Raw genomic sequence first — 16,242 nt, 5'->3', positions numbered from 1 at the left:
TTGTTTTTAATCTTCTTCTCTTGCAGGCAAGATCTTTGAAGTAACTTCTCCAAATCCTATTCTTACCCCGTCTTTTTCAGACCACCCTCTCATTGTTACGGTATCTCCATCTAACAGGAACACTCTTTCTGAACCATCATCAAGTTTTACAGGTTTTGTTCCTTTCCATGCAAGTTCCAACATAGATCCGTAAGAATCTTCAGTAGGTCCGGAGATCGTACCTGAGGCATACATGTCACCGACATTGATGCTACAGCCATTTACAGTTTGGTGTGCTAACTGCTGATTGACACTCCAGTACATGTACTTGAAATTAGAATTACATACGGTTTTAGGGTTTCCGTTTTCAGGAGTGATATCAACTTCCAGATTAATATCAAAGTTGTGATTGCCGTTATATTTTAGATAAGGAAGAACTTCAGGTTCTTGCTTAGGTTGAGCTACTCTGAATGGTTCTAACGCTTCTATCGTAACTACCCATGGGCTTATTGAAGAAGCGAAGCTTTTAGCAAGGAATGGTCCCAATGGCTGGTATTCCCATACCTGAATGTCTCTTGCTGACCAGTCATTAAAAACGACCATACCGAAAATATAATCATTGGCTTCATTGACGTTCACAGAATCTCCCATTTTCGTAGGTTTTCCTGTAATAAATGCCATTTCAAGCTCAAAATCCATTCTTTTACTAGGGCCAAAAGAAGGTTTGTCAGCATCAGGAGCTTTTGTCTGACCTAAAGGCCTTTGAACAGGGATGCCTGATGGAATAATCGTTGAAGCTCTGCCATGATACCCGACAGGTAAATGACGCCAGTTAGGTAATAAAGCATTGTTAGGATCTCTGAACATGGTGCCAACGTTGGTAGCGTGTTCAATACTACTGTAGAAGTCAGTGTAATCACCAACTTTAACAGGCATATGCATAGTAGCATCTTCCATAGGAATCAATGCTCTTTCCCTCATTTCCTCGCTGTCTCTTAAGACCTCGTTATCCTCTTGCAGAATTTCAGAAAGTCTTTCTCTTACGGCATTTGTGGTGGATTTGCCAAGGGCTATAAAGTCGTTGAGATATGAATTAGTGAAAACATCGTTTGGAAGCTCGATATCCTTAAAGAAGTCATTTACCAAAAGGTAATCCAGATCTATGATATATTCACCAATTGCAACACCCACTCTTTTATTAAGGTAAGAAGTTTCGAAAATTCCGAAAGGAAGATTTTGAATCGGAAAGTCTGAGTCTTTAGAAACAGAAACCCACGATTTGAGTTTCGGATCGTTTGCTTTGCTCATGGTTTTTTATTTAATGTTGTTTATTTTTTTAATCTCGTAAAATTAAGAGATATCCATCAAACAAAAAACCGGATATTAATACGCGCTTTTCCCGATCGAAAATTACTCAAACGACCTAAATTTGCTATTTTTGCCAATCAAAATGAAATTAAACTAATACAATGAGTATATCGGCTAAATATAACCCCGCTGAAATCGAAGATAAATGGTATCAGTACTGGATGGATAAAAAATTTTTTCATTCAACTCCAAACCCGGCTAAAGAACCATATACAGTGGTAATACCACCACCAAATGTTACCGGTGTCTTGCATATGGGCCATATGCTCAACAATACTATTCAGGATGTTCTTGTAAGAAAAGCAAGGATGGAGGGTAAGGAAGCCTGCTGGGTGCCTGGTACGGACCATGCCTCAATTGCAACTGAAGCCAAAGTTGTTGCGATGCTCAAGGAAAGGGGTATTGATAAAAAAAGTATTTCGCGTGATGAGTTTCTGAAATATGCATGGGAGTGGAAAGAGAAATATGGCGGAATAATTCTTGAACAGTTAAAGAAATTAGGTGCTAGTTGTGACTGGGATCGAACCAGGTTTACCATGGAGGAAGATCTTTCGGATGCCGTAATCAAGGTTTTCGTAGATCTCTATAAAAAAGGTAAGATTTATCGTGGAGTCAGAATGGTTAACTGGGATCCTCAGGGTAAAACAGCTCTTAGTGATGATGAGGTTATCCATAAAGAAGTAAATTCAAAACTTTATTATGTAAACTATCAGATAGAGGGTAGTGACGAATATGTTACTATTGCAACTACACGTCCGGAAACAATTTTAGGTGATACCGCAGTATGTGTTAACCCGAATGATGAGAGATATGCTCATTTAAAAGGTAAAAAAGTGATCGTTCCAGTTGTGAACCGATCAGTACCAATTATTCAGGATGAATATGTTTCAATGGAATTTGGTACTGGAGCCTTGAAGATCACCCCTGCTCACGATGTGAATGACTATGAATTGGGTATTAAACACAATCTTGAAAGCATCGACGTGATCGCAGATGACGGAACGATGTCAGAAGCTGCGGAACACTTCGTTGGTGAGGATAGATTTATAGTAAGAAAGAAGATTGCCAAAAAAATCGAAGAGCTTGGTCAGTTAGATAAGGTAGAAGATTATAAAAACAGTATTGGTTTTTCTGAGCGAACAGATGCAGTGATCGAACCAAAACTTTCTATGCAGTGGTTTCTTAAAATGGAAGAAATCACAAAACCTGCTCTCGAAAATGTAATGAACGATGAGATCCAGTTACATCCGCCAAAATTCAAAAATATGTACAGGAGCTGGATGGAGAATGTTCGTGACTGGTGTGTCAGCCGTCAATTATGGTGGGGACACCGTATTCCTGCTTATTATTTACCAAACGGGGAATTTGTGGTTGCTGAGACAGAGGAAGAAGCTTTAAAGTTAGCTCAGGAAAAGGATAGTTCATTAACGGCTTCTGATCTAAGACAGGATGAAGACGTTTTAGATACCTGGTTCAGTAGCTGGTTATGGCCGATTTCAGTTTTTGATGGGTTTAAAGATCCTGAAAATGAAGATATAAAGTATTATTATCCAACCAATGACCTGGTGACTGCTCCTGAGATCTTATTTTTCTGGGTTGCAAGAATGATCATTGCAGGATATGAATACATGGATGAAAAACCATTCAAAAATGTTTATTTAACAGGTATTGTAAGAGACAAGCAAAGACGAAAAATGTCCAAGTCTCTTGGTAATAGTCCGGATCCATTAGATCTGATCAAGCAATATGGAGCTGATGGTGTTCGTACAGGAATGTTATTCAGTTCACCTGCAGGAAATGACTTGCTATTTGATGAAAAACTTGTCGAGCAGGGACGTAATTTCAGTAATAAAATCTGGAATGCTTTCAGACTTGTGAAAGGGTGGGAGATTGATGAGAATCTTGAGAATCTTTCAAATCAAGTGGCGATAGACTGGTTTGAATCCCGATATAACAAAGCGTTGGCAGAGCTTACTGATCATTTTGAAAAATTCAGAATCTCTGATGCTCTGATGGTTGTTTATAAATTAACATGGGATGATTTCTGCAGCTGGTATCTTGAGATGATCAAACCAGAATTTGGTAAGCCAATAGACAAAGCTACATTAGAAGCTACAATTGGTTTCTTCGAGAAAGTGATCAAGTTGCTTCATCCATTCATGCCTTTCATAACAGAAGAGATCTGGCATCAGATCAAAGAAAGAGGTGAGGATGAGAGTTTGATCGTTGCTGACTGGCCTAAACCTGGGAAAACAGATGAAGATCTTCTCGAGATCACTGAAAGGGTTTTTGAAATTGTTACTCAGATTAGAAATTTCAGAAATAATAAGCAAATCTCTCCAAAGGAAGGGTTGACCTTATCAATTAAGACATCGGATTATGGTGTTTATACGCCATTTGAAGAAATTCTTAAGAAAATGGCAAATCTTAATGCGATAGAAAATGTTGAAGAACAACCTGAAAATGCTACCGGATTTGTAGTTAAGGGAGATGAATTCTTTATTCCACTTGAAGGATTAATCGACACTGAAAAAGAGATCGAGGAAATCAAAAAGGAATTGGAATATACCAAAGGCTTTCTAAATACAGTGATGAAGAAATTGAGCAATGATCGATTTGTAAACAATGCTCCAGAAAAGGTAGTTTCGATGGAAAAGCAAAAGCAAGCTGATGCGGAAGCAAAGATCAAAGCCCTTGAAGATCAGTTAGCCTCACTAAAATAAAATGTATAAACAAACTTAAGTAAAAGCGCCCTTATTCAGGGGCGCTTTTTTGTTGATTGATAAACGACTGTGTGATTGATATTCTTTGGGAATAAAATATGGTGGGATTGAATATTATCAATCCCACCAACTGAATGAACTATTCAACAGACCATTCCTTTAATAGTTCACCATTACTGTTGTATTTTAATGCTTTTATTCCTTCCTCAAGCTCAACATGAATTTCATAAGTTTGATCATCATGCTTTATTACTTTGGCTACACTTTCTTTAGAATAGGTATCAGTGAAAGCGTCTTGAACGGCAGCAGGCAACTCCTGGAATGTGATTTCATCAACTAAAGTGTTTAGTTCAGAAATAACATTTTCTTTCTCGATTGTGTTGGCTTCTATAGATACAAAACCAAATGTACCTATTAAGGCAACCATTAAAATTAACTTTTTCATAATGTTGGTATTTGTTGGTCTTGTTTAAATATCTCTGGTTTATATAATTAAATAACCATGCCAAAAGGGAAAATGGCGTTATTGGCATTGCTAAGCCCTTTTTTTGGATAAGAAGTGTGGATTTTTTTTTGAATTTTTATACAAACCGTGGATTAATTGCACAATTAATAGTAATCTATGGTTTGGAATTTTTTAGATTTATCTAAATGAAGCAACATAAAAATAAAACTGTATTAATTACAGGAAGCAGTTCCGGAATCGGAAAAGCCGCTGTGAATTTTTTTGCCACAAAGGAATGGTGTGTTGCAGCTACTATGCGCAATCCTGAAAAGGAACCTGATTTTAAAAAAAGTGATAATGTCAAAATTTTCAAACTGGATGTTACTAATCGAGATGAAGTAAAAAACTGTATAAAAGATGTTATAAATGAATTTGGCAAAATCGATGTGTTGGTAAACAATGCTGGCTACGGATTGATAGGCCCTCTTGAATTAGGAGCTCCAAAACAAGTTAAAAAACAGATTGAAACCAATATTATTGGAGTTATTAATGTCACCCAGGTCATTATTCCGTATTTCCGAAAACAGAAAAGCGGAAGGATAATCAATGTTTCGAGTGTAGCCGGAAAGGTAGCTTTGCCTTTTCACAGTTTTTATAATGCTACCAAATTTGCAGTAGAAGGACTATCCGAAAGCTTAATGTACGAGCTAAAGCCATTTAATATAAAAGTAAAATTAATAGAGCCTGGAGCGATCAAGACAAGATTTTATGATGAGTCTATGGATTCCGTAGAAGCAGGTGATTTGAAAGATTATGATCAGCACATGGCAGATTCTTTAACAAAGATCAATGAATTTGGTCGTAATGGGTCAGATCCCGAAGAAGTAGCTAAAGCTATTTTTACTGCAGCAGTAGATCAGGGAGACAAACTACGCTACCCTGTAGGAGGAGGGGCTCCCTTTCTGTTATTTTTAAAAAGAATATTACCAGCGCCATTATTCAGATCACTGATCAGGAAGTTTCTCTGAGGTATTTGGCTTGAGACATTATAATTCCCAGGTGAAGTGCTTCGTGGGTATTGTTAAAGTTTATTGCTTCTATAATAGAATTTAATTTCACCCCGTAACTGGTTTGATATTCATTAAAACCTTTAACAAATAACGTTGGATAATCTTTGGCTAATTGTTCAGCCTGAGAAAGAATGTTGTCGTTAATGATTTTCACATCTTCATCATTTATTTCATTATCTGTTGGAGTTGTACCTTTTCTGTATTTCTCAATAAATTCTAATGGGAGATTCATTTTTAAATTACTCAACCCATAGATCAAAAGTTGATGAGTAACTAAACAATGCGCTACATTCCATAAAATATTGTTTTTATAACCCTTTGGTATAGTAGCCAATTGATGAGGGCTTAATGAGTTCCATAATTTATGTATGTGGTTTCTGGTGGATTTATGGATTACTATTGTGTGATTAATCGAATTATCTTGCATATACTTGACGGTTTGGGAAATATAATTAAAAATTGCAGTTAAAATTTTTTGGTATGAATTTCTTCAATACACTTTTTGATCTTGGAGTATCCGATGATATGGATAACTCATTGAAATATAAAGTTAAGTTAACCAATATTGTTGCTGTAACATTATTAGTTTTAATTGTTGTTTATACAATTATTTCAGCAATTATTTATACTCCTTTAGTCCCATATTGTATTGGAGGTCTTATAGGATATGCTTCTGTTTTAATTTTTAATCAGTATGGATTTCAAAGCATTTCCAGGTTTTTTGTTTCCATTCTACCTACAATAGTAGTAGCACTTCTTCATGCAGTTATAGTAAGTGAAGGCGAGCAGGTTAATATCCAGGTTTATCTATTTAATTTTGCCGTTTTAGTATTACCCTGGGCTGTTTTTTCTCTTAAAGAATATAAAAGTATAATTCTGACTTTCGGATTTAACCTTTTAATATTCTTCAGTATGGATGAAATCAATTCATTTATTGAACCCGAGGAAACAACTGATGTATTTAATGAGGGGTGGGTAAAATTGTCAGTTCTAATCGGAGCAATTTCTTTTTCATCATTTATCGTGATATTTCTTCAGTACTTAAACTCTCAATTTAGTAATGAGATGAGATCATTATTAAAAAAGTATGATGAAGAATCTAGATTGGCGAAGGAAAAGGAAAAAGAAACTACAAAGTATTTAAAAGAACTTGAGAGGTCACAAGAAGAAGAAAAGAAAAGAAACTGGGCTACACAGGGACTTGCTGAAATAGGAGCATTATTAAGAAAGAGTGATGATTTACAAGAGCTTTGCGATGAAATAATTTCTTTTACTGTGAATTATTTAAAAGCAAATCAGGGTGCTCTTTTCTTAGTTAACAGTGAAGATAATGATGTGAAGCTGGAGCTTAAAGCTACTTATGCATATAGCCGAAAAAAGTTTGAGGAAAAAACTATTAGACCTGGTCAAGGACTAGTAGGACAGGTTTATTTAGAGAAATCCTCTTTATTACTGAAAGAGATTCCAGGAAATTATGTGAGAATTACCTCCGGGCTAGGCGATGCAACACCTGGTAGTCTTATCATTGTTCCGATGATTGTTAATGAGGAGGTACATGGAATTTTCGAAATAGCTTCTTTTAAGGAATTTGAAGAGTACCAAATCTCATTTTTAGAAGGTATAGGTGAAAATATAGCAACCTCGCTTAATAGTATTCAGGTTAATGATAAAACAAAGAGGTTACTTGAAGAATCACAGGAATACACCGAACAACTTCAGGCTTCTGAAGAAGAAATGAGGCAGAACCTCGAAGAAATGCAGGCTATTCAGGAAAACCAAACCAGGTTGCAGAACGAAGTGGCTGAAAAACAAGCCCAATTATCTGAGAAAATCGAGAAGATCGACAAATTTAATTTTGTTTTAGATAGCTTGAGAACAACGGCAGAGGTTTCAAATGGTGACCCTGATGGTTTAAAATTGATTCTTGAGGAGATCGCTAAAGTTATGAAGGTAAGTATGGCTTCGTATTGGTCTTATTCACCTTCAGCTTCGAATATAGTTTGCGAGAATAACTACGAATTATTTGCGGATGAACATCAGTCTGGCCAAAAATGGTCAAGACAGGAAATTCCTAATTTTTTCAAAGGACTTGATGCTGATAAGGTGATCAAGGCAGGCGATATCTCTAATCACGAAAATACATTTGAATTAAAGGAAAAGTATTTATCAGAGACTGATGTTGTTTCTATGTTAAGCGTTCCTGTGTATATCGGGGGAAAAAATTCCGGGATTTTGAAGGTTGATCATGAAGATAGCTACAGAGAATGGAGTCAGGAAGAGCTTACGTTTATGAAATCAGCTGCCGATCTTATAACTATCCTGTATCAGAATAGTAAGGAAGTCTCATAAAAAGATCTATTTTTTTTCATTTAAGAAAAGGAAGGCTTAATTTAAGGCTTCCTTTTTTTATAGGCTTTCAACTATGAAACACTTTTTTTTATTATTGATCATTTCATCTGTAGCCGGGTATTCGCAGAATTCTGATAAACAATTTGATAAAGATGAGTTGATCCGTCAGGATAGTTTATTTTGGGTCGCATTTAATCGGTGTGATGTTGATGAAATGATGACTTTTTTTACTGATGATATGGAGTTTTACCATGACAATGGTGGATTTACAAAAGGATTAAGGAAGTTTGAAGAAGAAACAAGAGCAGGAATGTGTAAAGATCCGGCAAATTGGAGCCTGAGGAGGGTAGAAATAAAAGAGAGCACAGAAATTTATGAAATAAACCAATATGGAGCCATCATATCTGGAGAACATTTATTCTATATTAATGAAACGGATAAAGATGAATATCTCGATGGTTATGGCAAATACCAAAATATCTGGAAATACGATGATGGAGAGTGGAAAATGTCCCGAATATTGAGCTACGACCATAAAGCTCCTCCGGAAAAATATAAAGCTGAATAATTGCCTGGGTTTATGAAATTTAGAATATTTTTTTTATTACTGAACGTTCAATTTTTTATTGGTAGTGCTCAGGTTGTAACTGATGGTTTAATCGCATATTATCCTTTTTCGGGTCAGGCCAATGATATTGTAGGGTCAAATCATGGTAATGCTAACAACGTATTGCTTGTAAAGGACCGTTTTGGCAGACAGGAAAATGCATACTTTTTTAATGGAACCGAGAGTTGGATTGAAATCGAAAACAATGAAATATTCAATTTTAATAATTCCGGAGATTTTTCAATTAGTTTCTGGATAAATGTTGAATATAGACAGAAGGATCAATCAACGCATTATAATGATTTAATAAGTAAATGGGATGGAAGTAATAATGAGGCATATCCTTATTTAATTTCATATTTAAATAGTTCATATATGAATATTGATGAGCCTTACCGGGTAACCCAATCTAGATTTAATTCTTCAAACTGTGGTGAAAAATCAGAAAGCATAGCCGGATGTGACATTTCTCCAACAAGGTGGCATCACATTGTTTATTTAAAAAAACAGGATAGCTTGATAATTTTTCAAGATGGGGTTAGAATTAGTTCTAGCTTTGAATTGGATCAATACAGTTGTAATACATCTAATAACCATAACATTTACATCGGAAAACGTGGTGATCATACTCATTATTATCATGGAAAGATCGATGATATAGGTTTTTATAACCGAGCAATAACAAGGTCTGAAATTAAGCAAATACTATATGATGGTGGATGGGCACCTCCTTTTGGTGAATTAAATCTGACATCGTTTAATACTGATGTACAACTTTCTCCGACGAGACATGATACAATCAATAATGTGTCAGAAATAGATGTTTACTGTGATCAAAATATGTCAGAAATAGTAGCGGATTTTGAGGTTTCTGAAAACGCCAGAGTGTTCGTCAGAGGGGTAGAGCAAATCAGTGGTGAAAGTGTGAATAATTTTGAAAATAACTTTTACTATTGGATTGAAAATTATGATAAAATCCACGGATGTATAGGTGATTACTGGGATATCAATCTTAATAGGATACCTCTAACTCAAGAGCAAGTAGATAATAAGACTGATTTTTTTAATTTTTCAGTTAATAATCAAATTGGAGAGACGAACATCGATAGAATAAATAAAACAATAAATATTGAAGTAAGTTGCTATACAGATATTACTAACATGTCTGTTACCTTTAGCCTTCCCACAGAGGCAGTTGCAAGAGTGAATGGCAGAATACAAGCTAGTTCTATTACCAAAAATGATTTTAGTTCACCAGTCATTTATACAGTAAAAGACAGAAGTGGCTGTGCTGTTACTGAATGGACCGTAAATATTAAAAAGGATGATTTTGATATTAGTAAGTCATCCTTCTTTATTCCAAATGTGATAACACCAAATGGAGATAATTGTAATGATACCTTTATTATCAGCGAAAAATTAATTGGTTCTGAATTAAAGATCTTTAACTCAAACGGAAAAGTTATTTATTATAATCCTAATTATAAGAACGACTTTTCCGGAAGCGGATTATCTAATGGGGTTTATTATTATAATCTTCAAAATTCCTGTTGGCAGGTTAATATAAAAGGACCTATTACTATTTTATATTGAATTATTATTTCAGATTGTATTTAGTTAAATTAATATAAAACTGAATTTATATGAAAAATTTGACTACATACCTGATGTTTGATGGACAATGTGAAGAGGCCTTTAATTTTTATAAATCTGTTTTTGGCGGGGATTTTATTAGCTTAGAACGGTATAAGCACATGCCTCCCTCAGAAAAAGAAAGTCCGGAAATACCCGATGAGCATGCTGACCGGATAATGCATATTTCTCTAAAGATTTCTGATGAGATAATTATTATGGGTAGTGATACTGCTGGTAAATGGGTAGAAAATTATAGGCAGGGGAATAATTTTTCGATATCTATTGATACTGAGAATAAAGAAGAAGCTGATAAGCTTTTCAAGGCGCTTTCTGAAGATGGAAATGTAACTATGCCCCAGGTAAATACATTTTGGGGAGCTTACTTTGGTTCGGTTGAAGATAAATATGGAGTAAACTGGATGGTAAATCTTGATACATAATCCTTATCATGAATCTAATTTTGATTTAAACTCATTCACTTTATCTCTGGCAACAATAATATCCTCGTCAGGTTGATTTTCAGTAAGAATTTTTAACCGGCTATTTGAATAGGCAATAATATCTCTTATAGCAGAAAACCCAATTATATATTTTCTATTCACTCTGTAGAATGATTCCGGATCTAATAGTGATTCAAGTTTATCCAATGAATGGTCTATTAGTAAGTTCTTGCCGTCAACCGTATTACAAAATGTTGCTTTTTGTCTGGAAAAAAAATAATTGATCTGATTTACCGGAACAGATTTATAATGTTCACCTGTTTTAATTAAAAACCTGTTTTTAAAGTTTTTGGTAAGAGATTTCATTGTGTCTGTTAACTGTTGAATTTGATCTCCAGGTGCGAAAGAATTCTTTAAGTCATCAAATTTATTTAGAGCTTTATCAACATCTTCATCATCGATGGGCTTTAACAAATAGTCGACTGAGTTTAAATCAAAGGCTTTTAAAGCGTATTCATTATAAGCAGTTGTAAAAATAATTGGAACTTTAACTTCAACGTGATCAAAGATTTCAAAACTAATCCCATCAGATATCTGGATATCCAGGAAAATAATGTCAGGACTGGGATTATTTTTTAGGTACTCGACGGCATCTTTCACTGATTCGATCTTAGCTAATATTTTAAAATCAGGCCTTAGTTGATTTATAATTGATTCCAGTCTTTTAGCAGCTGGTTTTTCATCCTCAATAATTAGTACATTCATTTTTTAATCAGTGGTAAACTAACAGAAAAAATATTTTGGTCTTTGTTTATTTTAATGGCGTCCGGTGAAAGATACTTATATCGTGATCTGATATTTTCTAATCCCACACCAGTACTATTTTCATCAATGATATTCTTTATTTGAAGATTGTTTTCTACAAAAATTCTCTCTTCTTTAATATAAATATCAATGTTCAAAGGACTTTCAGAAGAAAGAACGTTATGTTTGATTGCATTTTCTATTAATAATTGCAAAGTCAAAGGAGGAACCATTATGTTATGGGATTCCTTCAAACCATTAAGGTTTTCATTAATATAAAGAGCATTTTCATGTCTTATTTTTTGAAGGAAGACATAGGATCTGACAAAATTCATCTCCTCTTCCAGTTTGACAAGCTCCTTGTCTTTAACTTCGAGAACATATCTGTATACCTCAGAAAGCTTTTTTATGAATTTTGCAGCAGTATTCTGATTTTCAAATACAAGGTTGGTAAGGGTATTTAAACTATTAAAAAGAAAATGTGGGTTTACCTGATTTTTAAGGGTTTCAAATTTAGCAGTTATAATTTCTTTTTGCATTCTCTCGCTGTCAATAGCCGCCTGCCTCCAGGAAAGCAAGAATTTTCTTGCATAAAGAATTAAAGTCATAACGAGCGTTATGCCTATTGAAATTAAAACAGTTAGTTTATAATTGGAAATCGTAATACCGAAGAGTTCAACGACCTTGAAAATCCCAGTTACGAGTATAAAAGTAATAAATGAGTGACCTAAAACTCCAGTTAATGCTCTTAGAAGCGGTGCTTTAACCCATGAAACTTTTAAGTCTAATATGGCAGACAAAAACTGGTTGCCTTTCCATAGAGTTACCCAGAAAACACCACTAATTAGTATAGGGTAGATCATATTTTCACAGGTTGAACACATGAGATATCCCCACGGAATGCCAATTAGGAAAATCAGGAATGATTCAAATAATTCCTTTTTGAGATTAAAGTGCAGTGCCGGGTTTTTTGACATAGTTTGCAAATAAACAGATTTTCCAATTAAAGATGAAATCGAAATTATATTATAATGAATCAGGATGTTGGGATCTCTTCAAAATGACTACCGGATTAGTAGTTGCTGCTACTGATCCGATAGAAATATAAATAAAGAAAAGTGTAAGGTTCAGATAACTCATCTTAAATTAATTGTTATTACACTATCTTCCTGGAAATTCATTTTAGCAGATTCGAAAGGAGCAGGTCCATATGGGTTCGATGCATTATTTGAGTATCCGAGAGGCTCTTCAGGTCCCATCATGCCTATTTCCAATTCCTCACTCATATTCTTATCTTGATAAACTATGATTGCATACTCACCAGGGGCAATATCCTCAATTATAAATGGTCCTGCAGTATCAGGTTCGAGTTCAATCTTGACTGTTTTAAATGCGTTTCCAGGATAATTGACATTAGCATTATACAGACGAATTATCAACTGACCTTTTCCATTATGGATTCCCTGGATATCAAGGGCAATTTTGATTTTTTCATTTTCCTGGCTGAAAGAATTGATGAAAGTAAAAGTAAAGACGATTAATAATAGTGCTAATTTTTTCATTGTTTTTAGTGATTGTGTTATTGATATGTTTCAAATGTCACATTTTATTCGGCTACATTAAATTTTATATTACCGAATCGTAGAATTTGACTGATGAATCGTCAATATCTTAAGAAGTAATTATTTCCAGATGGTTGAAAAATTAATGAGCGCTTGTTATTAGTAGTTTATAATAAGAGGTGATTTTTGGATAACTATGATATTAATCAGTTAAAATAATGAGAAAATCACAGGCTTTTTCTGAGTTAAAATTTTAATTTATGTAAAAGGGTTTTTTCGCTGATATTCATGCGGTTAACCTATGAAAATAACTCAAAATACAAAGCCATGAAAGAACCAGTTGACGAGTCACGCGACGAAGTTGTTATCCATTTCGCAGGCGATTCAGGTGATGGTATTCAGCTTACAGGTGGTCAATTCACTGAAACTGTCGAATTATTTGGTAATGACATCAGTACTTTTCCCAATTTCCCTGCTGAGATAAGAGCCCCTATTGGTACCCTTGCCGGTGTATCGGGATTTCAATTGAAGTTTGGATCTGTTGAAGTATTTACCCCGGGAGATCGGTTTGATGTGCTGGTTGTAATGAATGCAGCAGCATTGAAGATCAACCTCAAAAATTTAAAGCCTGGTGGAATAATTATAGCTAATACAGCAGGTTTTGACAATAAAAATTTAAAACTGGCAAAATATATTGATGGAGCTAATCCATTAATCGATCATTCCCTGGATAATTACCAGCTTCATGCTATAGATATAACAAAGATGACCCGTGAGGCCCTCAAAGAGTTTGGGTTATCCGTAAAAGAGGTGGACAGATGTAAAAATATGTTTGTCCTTGGGTATGTCTACTGGATGTTTAGTCAGACTCCGGATAATACAATCAAGTTTATCCGAAATAAATTTAAGAAGAATACCGAAATAGCAGAGGCTAATATAAAGGCCTTAAAAACCGGGTATAATTTCGGGGATACCAATGAAACATTTAAAACCCGGTTTCGAATAAAGGCAGCTTCATTGCCGAAAGGTAAATACAGAAATATAAATGGTAATAGCGCTTTGGCCTTAGCGCTTGTAGCAGCTTCTCACAAGAATGATTTAGATCTTTTTTACGCAAGCTATCCCATAACACCTGCTTCGGACATACTTCATGAATTAAGCAGGCATAAAAATTTCGGCGTAAAAACATACCAGGCTGAGGATGAAATTGCTGCTGCTTGTGCGGCCATCGGAGCTTCATTTGGAGGGTCGTTAGCTGTAACAGGATCATCCGGACCAGGTATTGCTTTAAAAGGAGAGGCAATTGGTTTGGCCGTTATGCTGGAAACACCAATGGTAATTATAAATGTTCAACGAGGAGGTCCTTCTACAGGATTGCCTACCAAAACGGAACAAGCAGATCTTTTGCAGGCAGTATATGGAAGAAATGGAGAAGCGCCGATGCCGGTATTAGCAGCCTCTTCTCCAAAAGATTGCTTCGATGTGGCCTATGAAGCCTGTAGAATTGCAGTTGAACATATGACACCTGTTCTTGTCCTTTCGGATGGATATGTTGCAAATGGATCAGAACCATGGCAATTCCCTGAATCAAAAGATTTAAAAGAATTTAATATCCATCGTCCAAAAGGAGACGAGTTTGTTGATGAGCAATATTTACCTTATTACCGAGACGAAAATCATGTTCGACCGTGGGTGGTTCCCGGAATGAAAGGTTATACTCACAGGGTAGGAGGTTTGGAGAAAGAAGAAAAAACAGGAAATGTTTCCTATGATGGAAATAACCATGAGCTCATGGTTAAAATCAGGGCCGAAAAAATCGAAAAAATTGCTGATTTTATTCCTCAACAGGAAATCAACAGGGGTGAAACCGGCGCAGATATATTAATACTGGGTTGGGGATCAACTTTTGGGGCGATCGAGACGGCAACTAAAGAGTTAATTGAGGAAGGGTTGTCAGTAGCTCACATACACTTGAAATATCTTTTCCCTTTTCCTTCAAATCTGGGTGAATTATTGAAATCATTTGATAAGGTAGTGGTGCCGGAGATGAACCGTGGCCAGCTTACAAAATTGATCAGAGATAAATTTCTTATCGATGCCCAGTCCATAAGTAAAGTTAAGGGTTTACCATTTACAGTTGATGAGATCAAGGAACAAGTATTAAAATTCAGAGAATATGCAAACCAAAAATAAAAGTAACGGACACGGTGAAACTCTTACTGCCAAGGATTTTGCTACCGATCAGGACGTAAGATGGTGTCCTGGTTGTGGTGATTATTCTATTCTTAAACAGATTCAGACAATTTTACCTTCAATCAAGGTGCCCAGGGAGAATATCGTTTTCATTTCAGGAATAGGATGCTCCTCAAGGTTTCCCTATTATATGAACACTTATGGAATGCATAGTATTCACGGTAGGGCGGGGGCAATAGTCAGTGGCCTGAAAGCTGTAAATCCTGAATTAGATATATGGATGATCACTGGAGACGGAGATAGTTTGTCAATCGGTGGTAACCATCTTATCCATCTCCTGAGACGTAATTTTAATTTAAATATCGTTTTGTTTAATAATCAAATTTACGGCTTGACTAAAGGTCAGTATTCTCCTACATCTCCCAAAGGTCAGATAAGTAAATCAACTCCTTTTGGTTCTGTAGACAGACCATTTAATCCAATCACTCTTGCTTTAGGTAGCGAGGGCACATTTGTGGCGAGGGCAATTGATCGAAACCCTGTACATATGAGAGAGATTTTAAGCGCTGCTCATGATCATAAGGGAGCTTCCTTTATAGAAATATACCAAAACTGTAATGTTTTCAATGATGGGGCATTTGAAGAGTTTACCGATAAATCACTTAAAGATCAAAACACATTATATCTCGAAAACGGTAAACCCTTATTATTTGATAATGATTCAAAAGGTATAATTCTGGAGGGATTTAAACCTGTAATCGTGGATATGGATTCATATTCTCCTGATGATTGCTGGATACATGATGAAGAAGATAAAATAAAAGCCTCAATATTGGCTGAATTCTTCGACTACACAGAGGAGAGAGGTAAATTACCTCGTCCTTTTGGGGTATTTTATAAAAACCAACGAAATACTTATGAGCAAGTATTCCAGGATCAGATTGATCTTTATAGGTCTAAACGAGAAGCTGATCTGGATTCATTGTTAAGTGGCAATAACTTCTGGGAAGTTAAATAAGAAAATGCTATCTCAATATTGAATAAAACCGAAGAGAGATCTTCGGTTT

Annotated in this window: 14 protein-coding genes; 8 read left to right on the top strand and 6 right to left on the bottom strand. The window is 35.3% G+C overall.

All coding sequences use genetic code 11. The features are described from left to right. Nucleotides 1–6: 6 nt before the first annotated feature. Nucleotides 7–1,287: a fumarylacetoacetase gene (gene fahA / locus OO013_RS02970; protein WP_266055145.1), complete on the bottom strand. Its 1,281-nt coding sequence runs from the start codon at nt 1,285–1,287 to the stop codon at nt 7–9. Between the two features lie 161 nt (nt 1,288–1,448). Here fahA and OO013_RS02965 point away from each other — a divergent pair, with 161 nt between their 5' ends. After that, on the top strand, nt 1,449–4,070 hold the full coding sequence (locus OO013_RS02965) for a valine--tRNA ligase (RefSeq protein ID WP_266055144.1): 2,622 nt from the start codon (nt 1,449–1,451) through the stop codon (nt 4,068–4,070). Between the two features lie 139 nt (nt 4,071–4,209). Here the strand turns inward: OO013_RS02965 and OO013_RS02960 are convergent, their stop codons facing one another. Further along, the gene (locus OO013_RS02960) at nt 4,210–4,515 is read right to left on the bottom strand and encodes a PepSY-like domain-containing protein (protein ID WP_266055142.1); all 306 of its coding nucleotides are present in this window, start codon (nt 4,513–4,515) and stop codon (nt 4,210–4,212) included. Nucleotides 4,516–4,721: 206 nt separating this feature from the next. On the opposite strand from OO013_RS02960, the gene OO013_RS02955 reads away from it, so the two are divergent. Next, the gene (locus tag OO013_RS02955) at nt 4,722–5,543 is read left to right on the top strand and encodes an SDR family oxidoreductase (protein WP_266055140.1); all 822 of its coding nucleotides are present in this window, start codon (nt 4,722–4,724) and stop codon (nt 5,541–5,543) included. Here OO013_RS02955 and OO013_RS02950 read toward each other — a convergent pair. Beyond that, nucleotides 5,527–6,012, bottom strand: coding sequence for a DinB family protein (locus OO013_RS02950; RefSeq protein ID WP_266055138.1), 486 nt, complete (start codon nt 6,010–6,012; stop codon nt 5,527–5,529). The genes OO013_RS02955 and OO013_RS02950 overlap by 17 nt on opposite strands. A gap of 53 nt (nt 6,013–6,065) precedes the next feature. Between OO013_RS02950 and OO013_RS02945 the strand changes: the two genes are divergently transcribed. From OO013_RS02945 to OO013_RS02930, 4 genes are all read left to right on the top strand, one after another. Then, nucleotides 6,066–7,934 (top strand): GAF domain-containing protein, encoded by a 1,869-nt coding sequence (locus OO013_RS02945; RefSeq protein ID WP_266055136.1) that lies wholly within the window; start codon nt 6,066–6,068, stop codon nt 7,932–7,934. Between the two features lie 73 nt (nt 7,935–8,007). Further along, a complete protein-coding gene (locus tag OO013_RS02940; RefSeq protein WP_266055134.1) occupies nt 8,008–8,502 on the top strand; it encodes a nuclear transport factor 2 family protein in 495 nt (164 codons plus the stop codon). A 12-nt stretch (nt 8,503–8,514) separates the two neighbouring features. After that, on the top strand, nt 8,515–10,134 hold the full coding sequence (locus OO013_RS02935; protein ID WP_266055132.1) for a LamG-like jellyroll fold domain-containing protein: 1,620 nt from the start codon (nt 8,515–8,517) through the stop codon (nt 10,132–10,134). Nucleotides 10,135–10,184: 50 nt separating this feature from the next. Further along, on the top strand, nt 10,185–10,616 hold the full coding sequence (locus OO013_RS02930; protein ID WP_266055130.1) for a VOC family protein: 432 nt from the start codon (nt 10,185–10,187) through the stop codon (nt 10,614–10,616). A gap of 6 nt (nt 10,617–10,622) precedes the next feature. On the opposite strand, the gene OO013_RS02925 is transcribed toward OO013_RS02930, so the two are convergent. The 3 genes from OO013_RS02925 to OO013_RS02915 all read right to left on the bottom strand — a co-directional run bounded on the left by OO013_RS02925 (nt 10,623) and on the right by OO013_RS02915 (nt 12,982). Beyond that, entirely contained in the window at nt 10,623–11,381 is a 759-nt protein-coding gene (locus OO013_RS02925) for a LytR/AlgR family response regulator transcription factor (RefSeq protein WP_266055128.1), read from the bottom strand. Then, the gene (locus OO013_RS02920; RefSeq protein ID WP_266055126.1) at nt 11,378–12,397 is read right to left on the bottom strand and encodes a sensor histidine kinase; all 1,020 of its coding nucleotides are present in this window, start codon (nt 12,395–12,397) and stop codon (nt 11,378–11,380) included. The genes OO013_RS02925 and OO013_RS02920 overlap by 4 nt, the downstream gene beginning before the upstream one ends. 159 nt (nt 12,398–12,556) lie before the next feature. Next, complete coding sequence (locus tag OO013_RS02915) at nt 12,557–12,982, bottom strand: DUF2141 domain-containing protein (protein ID WP_266055124.1); 426 nt, start codon at nt 12,980–12,982, stop codon at nt 12,557–12,559. 327 nt (nt 12,983–13,309) lie between these two features. Between OO013_RS02915 and OO013_RS02910 the strand changes: the two genes are divergently transcribed. After that, nucleotides 13,310–15,175, top strand: coding sequence for a 2-oxoacid:acceptor oxidoreductase subunit alpha (locus OO013_RS02910; protein ID WP_266055122.1), 1,866 nt, complete (start codon nt 13,310–13,312; stop codon nt 15,173–15,175). Beyond that, nucleotides 15,159–16,193 carry a 2-oxoacid:ferredoxin oxidoreductase subunit beta gene (locus tag OO013_RS02905; RefSeq protein WP_266055120.1) on the top strand — a complete coding sequence of 345 codons (1,035 nt, stop codon included), beginning with the start codon at nt 15,159–15,161 and terminating at the stop codon, nt 16,191–16,193. The genes OO013_RS02910 and OO013_RS02905 overlap by 17 nt, the downstream gene beginning before the upstream one ends. Nucleotides 16,194–16,242 lie beyond the last annotated feature (49 nt).

This window comes from Mangrovivirga halotolerans, from assembly GCF_026241165.1.
Lineage (GTDB): Bacteria > Bacteroidota > Bacteroidia > Cytophagales > Cyclobacteriaceae > Mangrovivirga > Mangrovivirga halotolerans.
Note: the sequence above shows the minus strand (reverse complement) of the source record. Positions and strands in the feature narration are given on the sequence as shown.

Coding starts and splice junctions, on each gene's coding strand:
- fahA (WP_266055145.1), bottom strand. CDS start 1,287: ATGAGCAAAGCAAACGATCCGAAACTCAAATCGTGGGTTTCTGTTTCT.
- OO013_RS02965 (WP_266055144.1), top strand. CDS start 1,449: ATGAGTATATCGGCTAAATATAACCCCGCTGAAATCGAAGATAAATGG.
- OO013_RS02960 (WP_266055142.1), bottom strand. CDS start 4,515: ATGAAAAAGTTAATTTTAATGGTTGCCTTAATAGGTACATTTGGTTTT.
- OO013_RS02955 (WP_266055140.1), top strand. CDS start 4,722: ATGAAGCAACATAAAAATAAAACTGTATTAATTACAGGAAGCAGTTCC.
- OO013_RS02950 (WP_266055138.1), bottom strand. CDS start 6,012: ATGCAAGATAATTCGATTAATCACACAATAGTAATCCATAAATCCACC.
- OO013_RS02945 (WP_266055136.1), top strand. CDS start 6,066: ATGAATTTCTTCAATACACTTTTTGATCTTGGAGTATCCGATGATATG.
- OO013_RS02940 (WP_266055134.1), top strand. CDS start 8,008: ATGAAACACTTTTTTTTATTATTGATCATTTCATCTGTAGCCGGGTAT.
- OO013_RS02935 (WP_266055132.1), top strand. CDS start 8,515: ATGAAATTTAGAATATTTTTTTTATTACTGAACGTTCAATTTTTTATT.
- OO013_RS02930 (WP_266055130.1), top strand. CDS start 10,185: ATGAAAAATTTGACTACATACCTGATGTTTGATGGACAATGTGAAGAG.
- OO013_RS02925 (WP_266055128.1), bottom strand. CDS start 11,381: ATGAATGTACTAATTATTGAGGATGAAAAACCAGCTGCTAAAAGACTG.
- OO013_RS02920 (WP_266055126.1), bottom strand. CDS start 12,397: ATGTCAAAAAACCCGGCACTGCACTTTAATCTCAAAAAGGAATTATTT.
- OO013_RS02915 (WP_266055124.1), bottom strand. CDS start 12,982: ATGAAAAAATTAGCACTATTATTAATCGTCTTTACTTTTACTTTCATC.
- OO013_RS02910 (WP_266055122.1), top strand. CDS start 13,310: ATGAAAGAACCAGTTGACGAGTCACGCGACGAAGTTGTTATCCATTTC.
- OO013_RS02905 (WP_266055120.1), top strand. CDS start 15,159: ATGCAAACCAAAAATAAAAGTAACGGACACGGTGAAACTCTTACTGCC.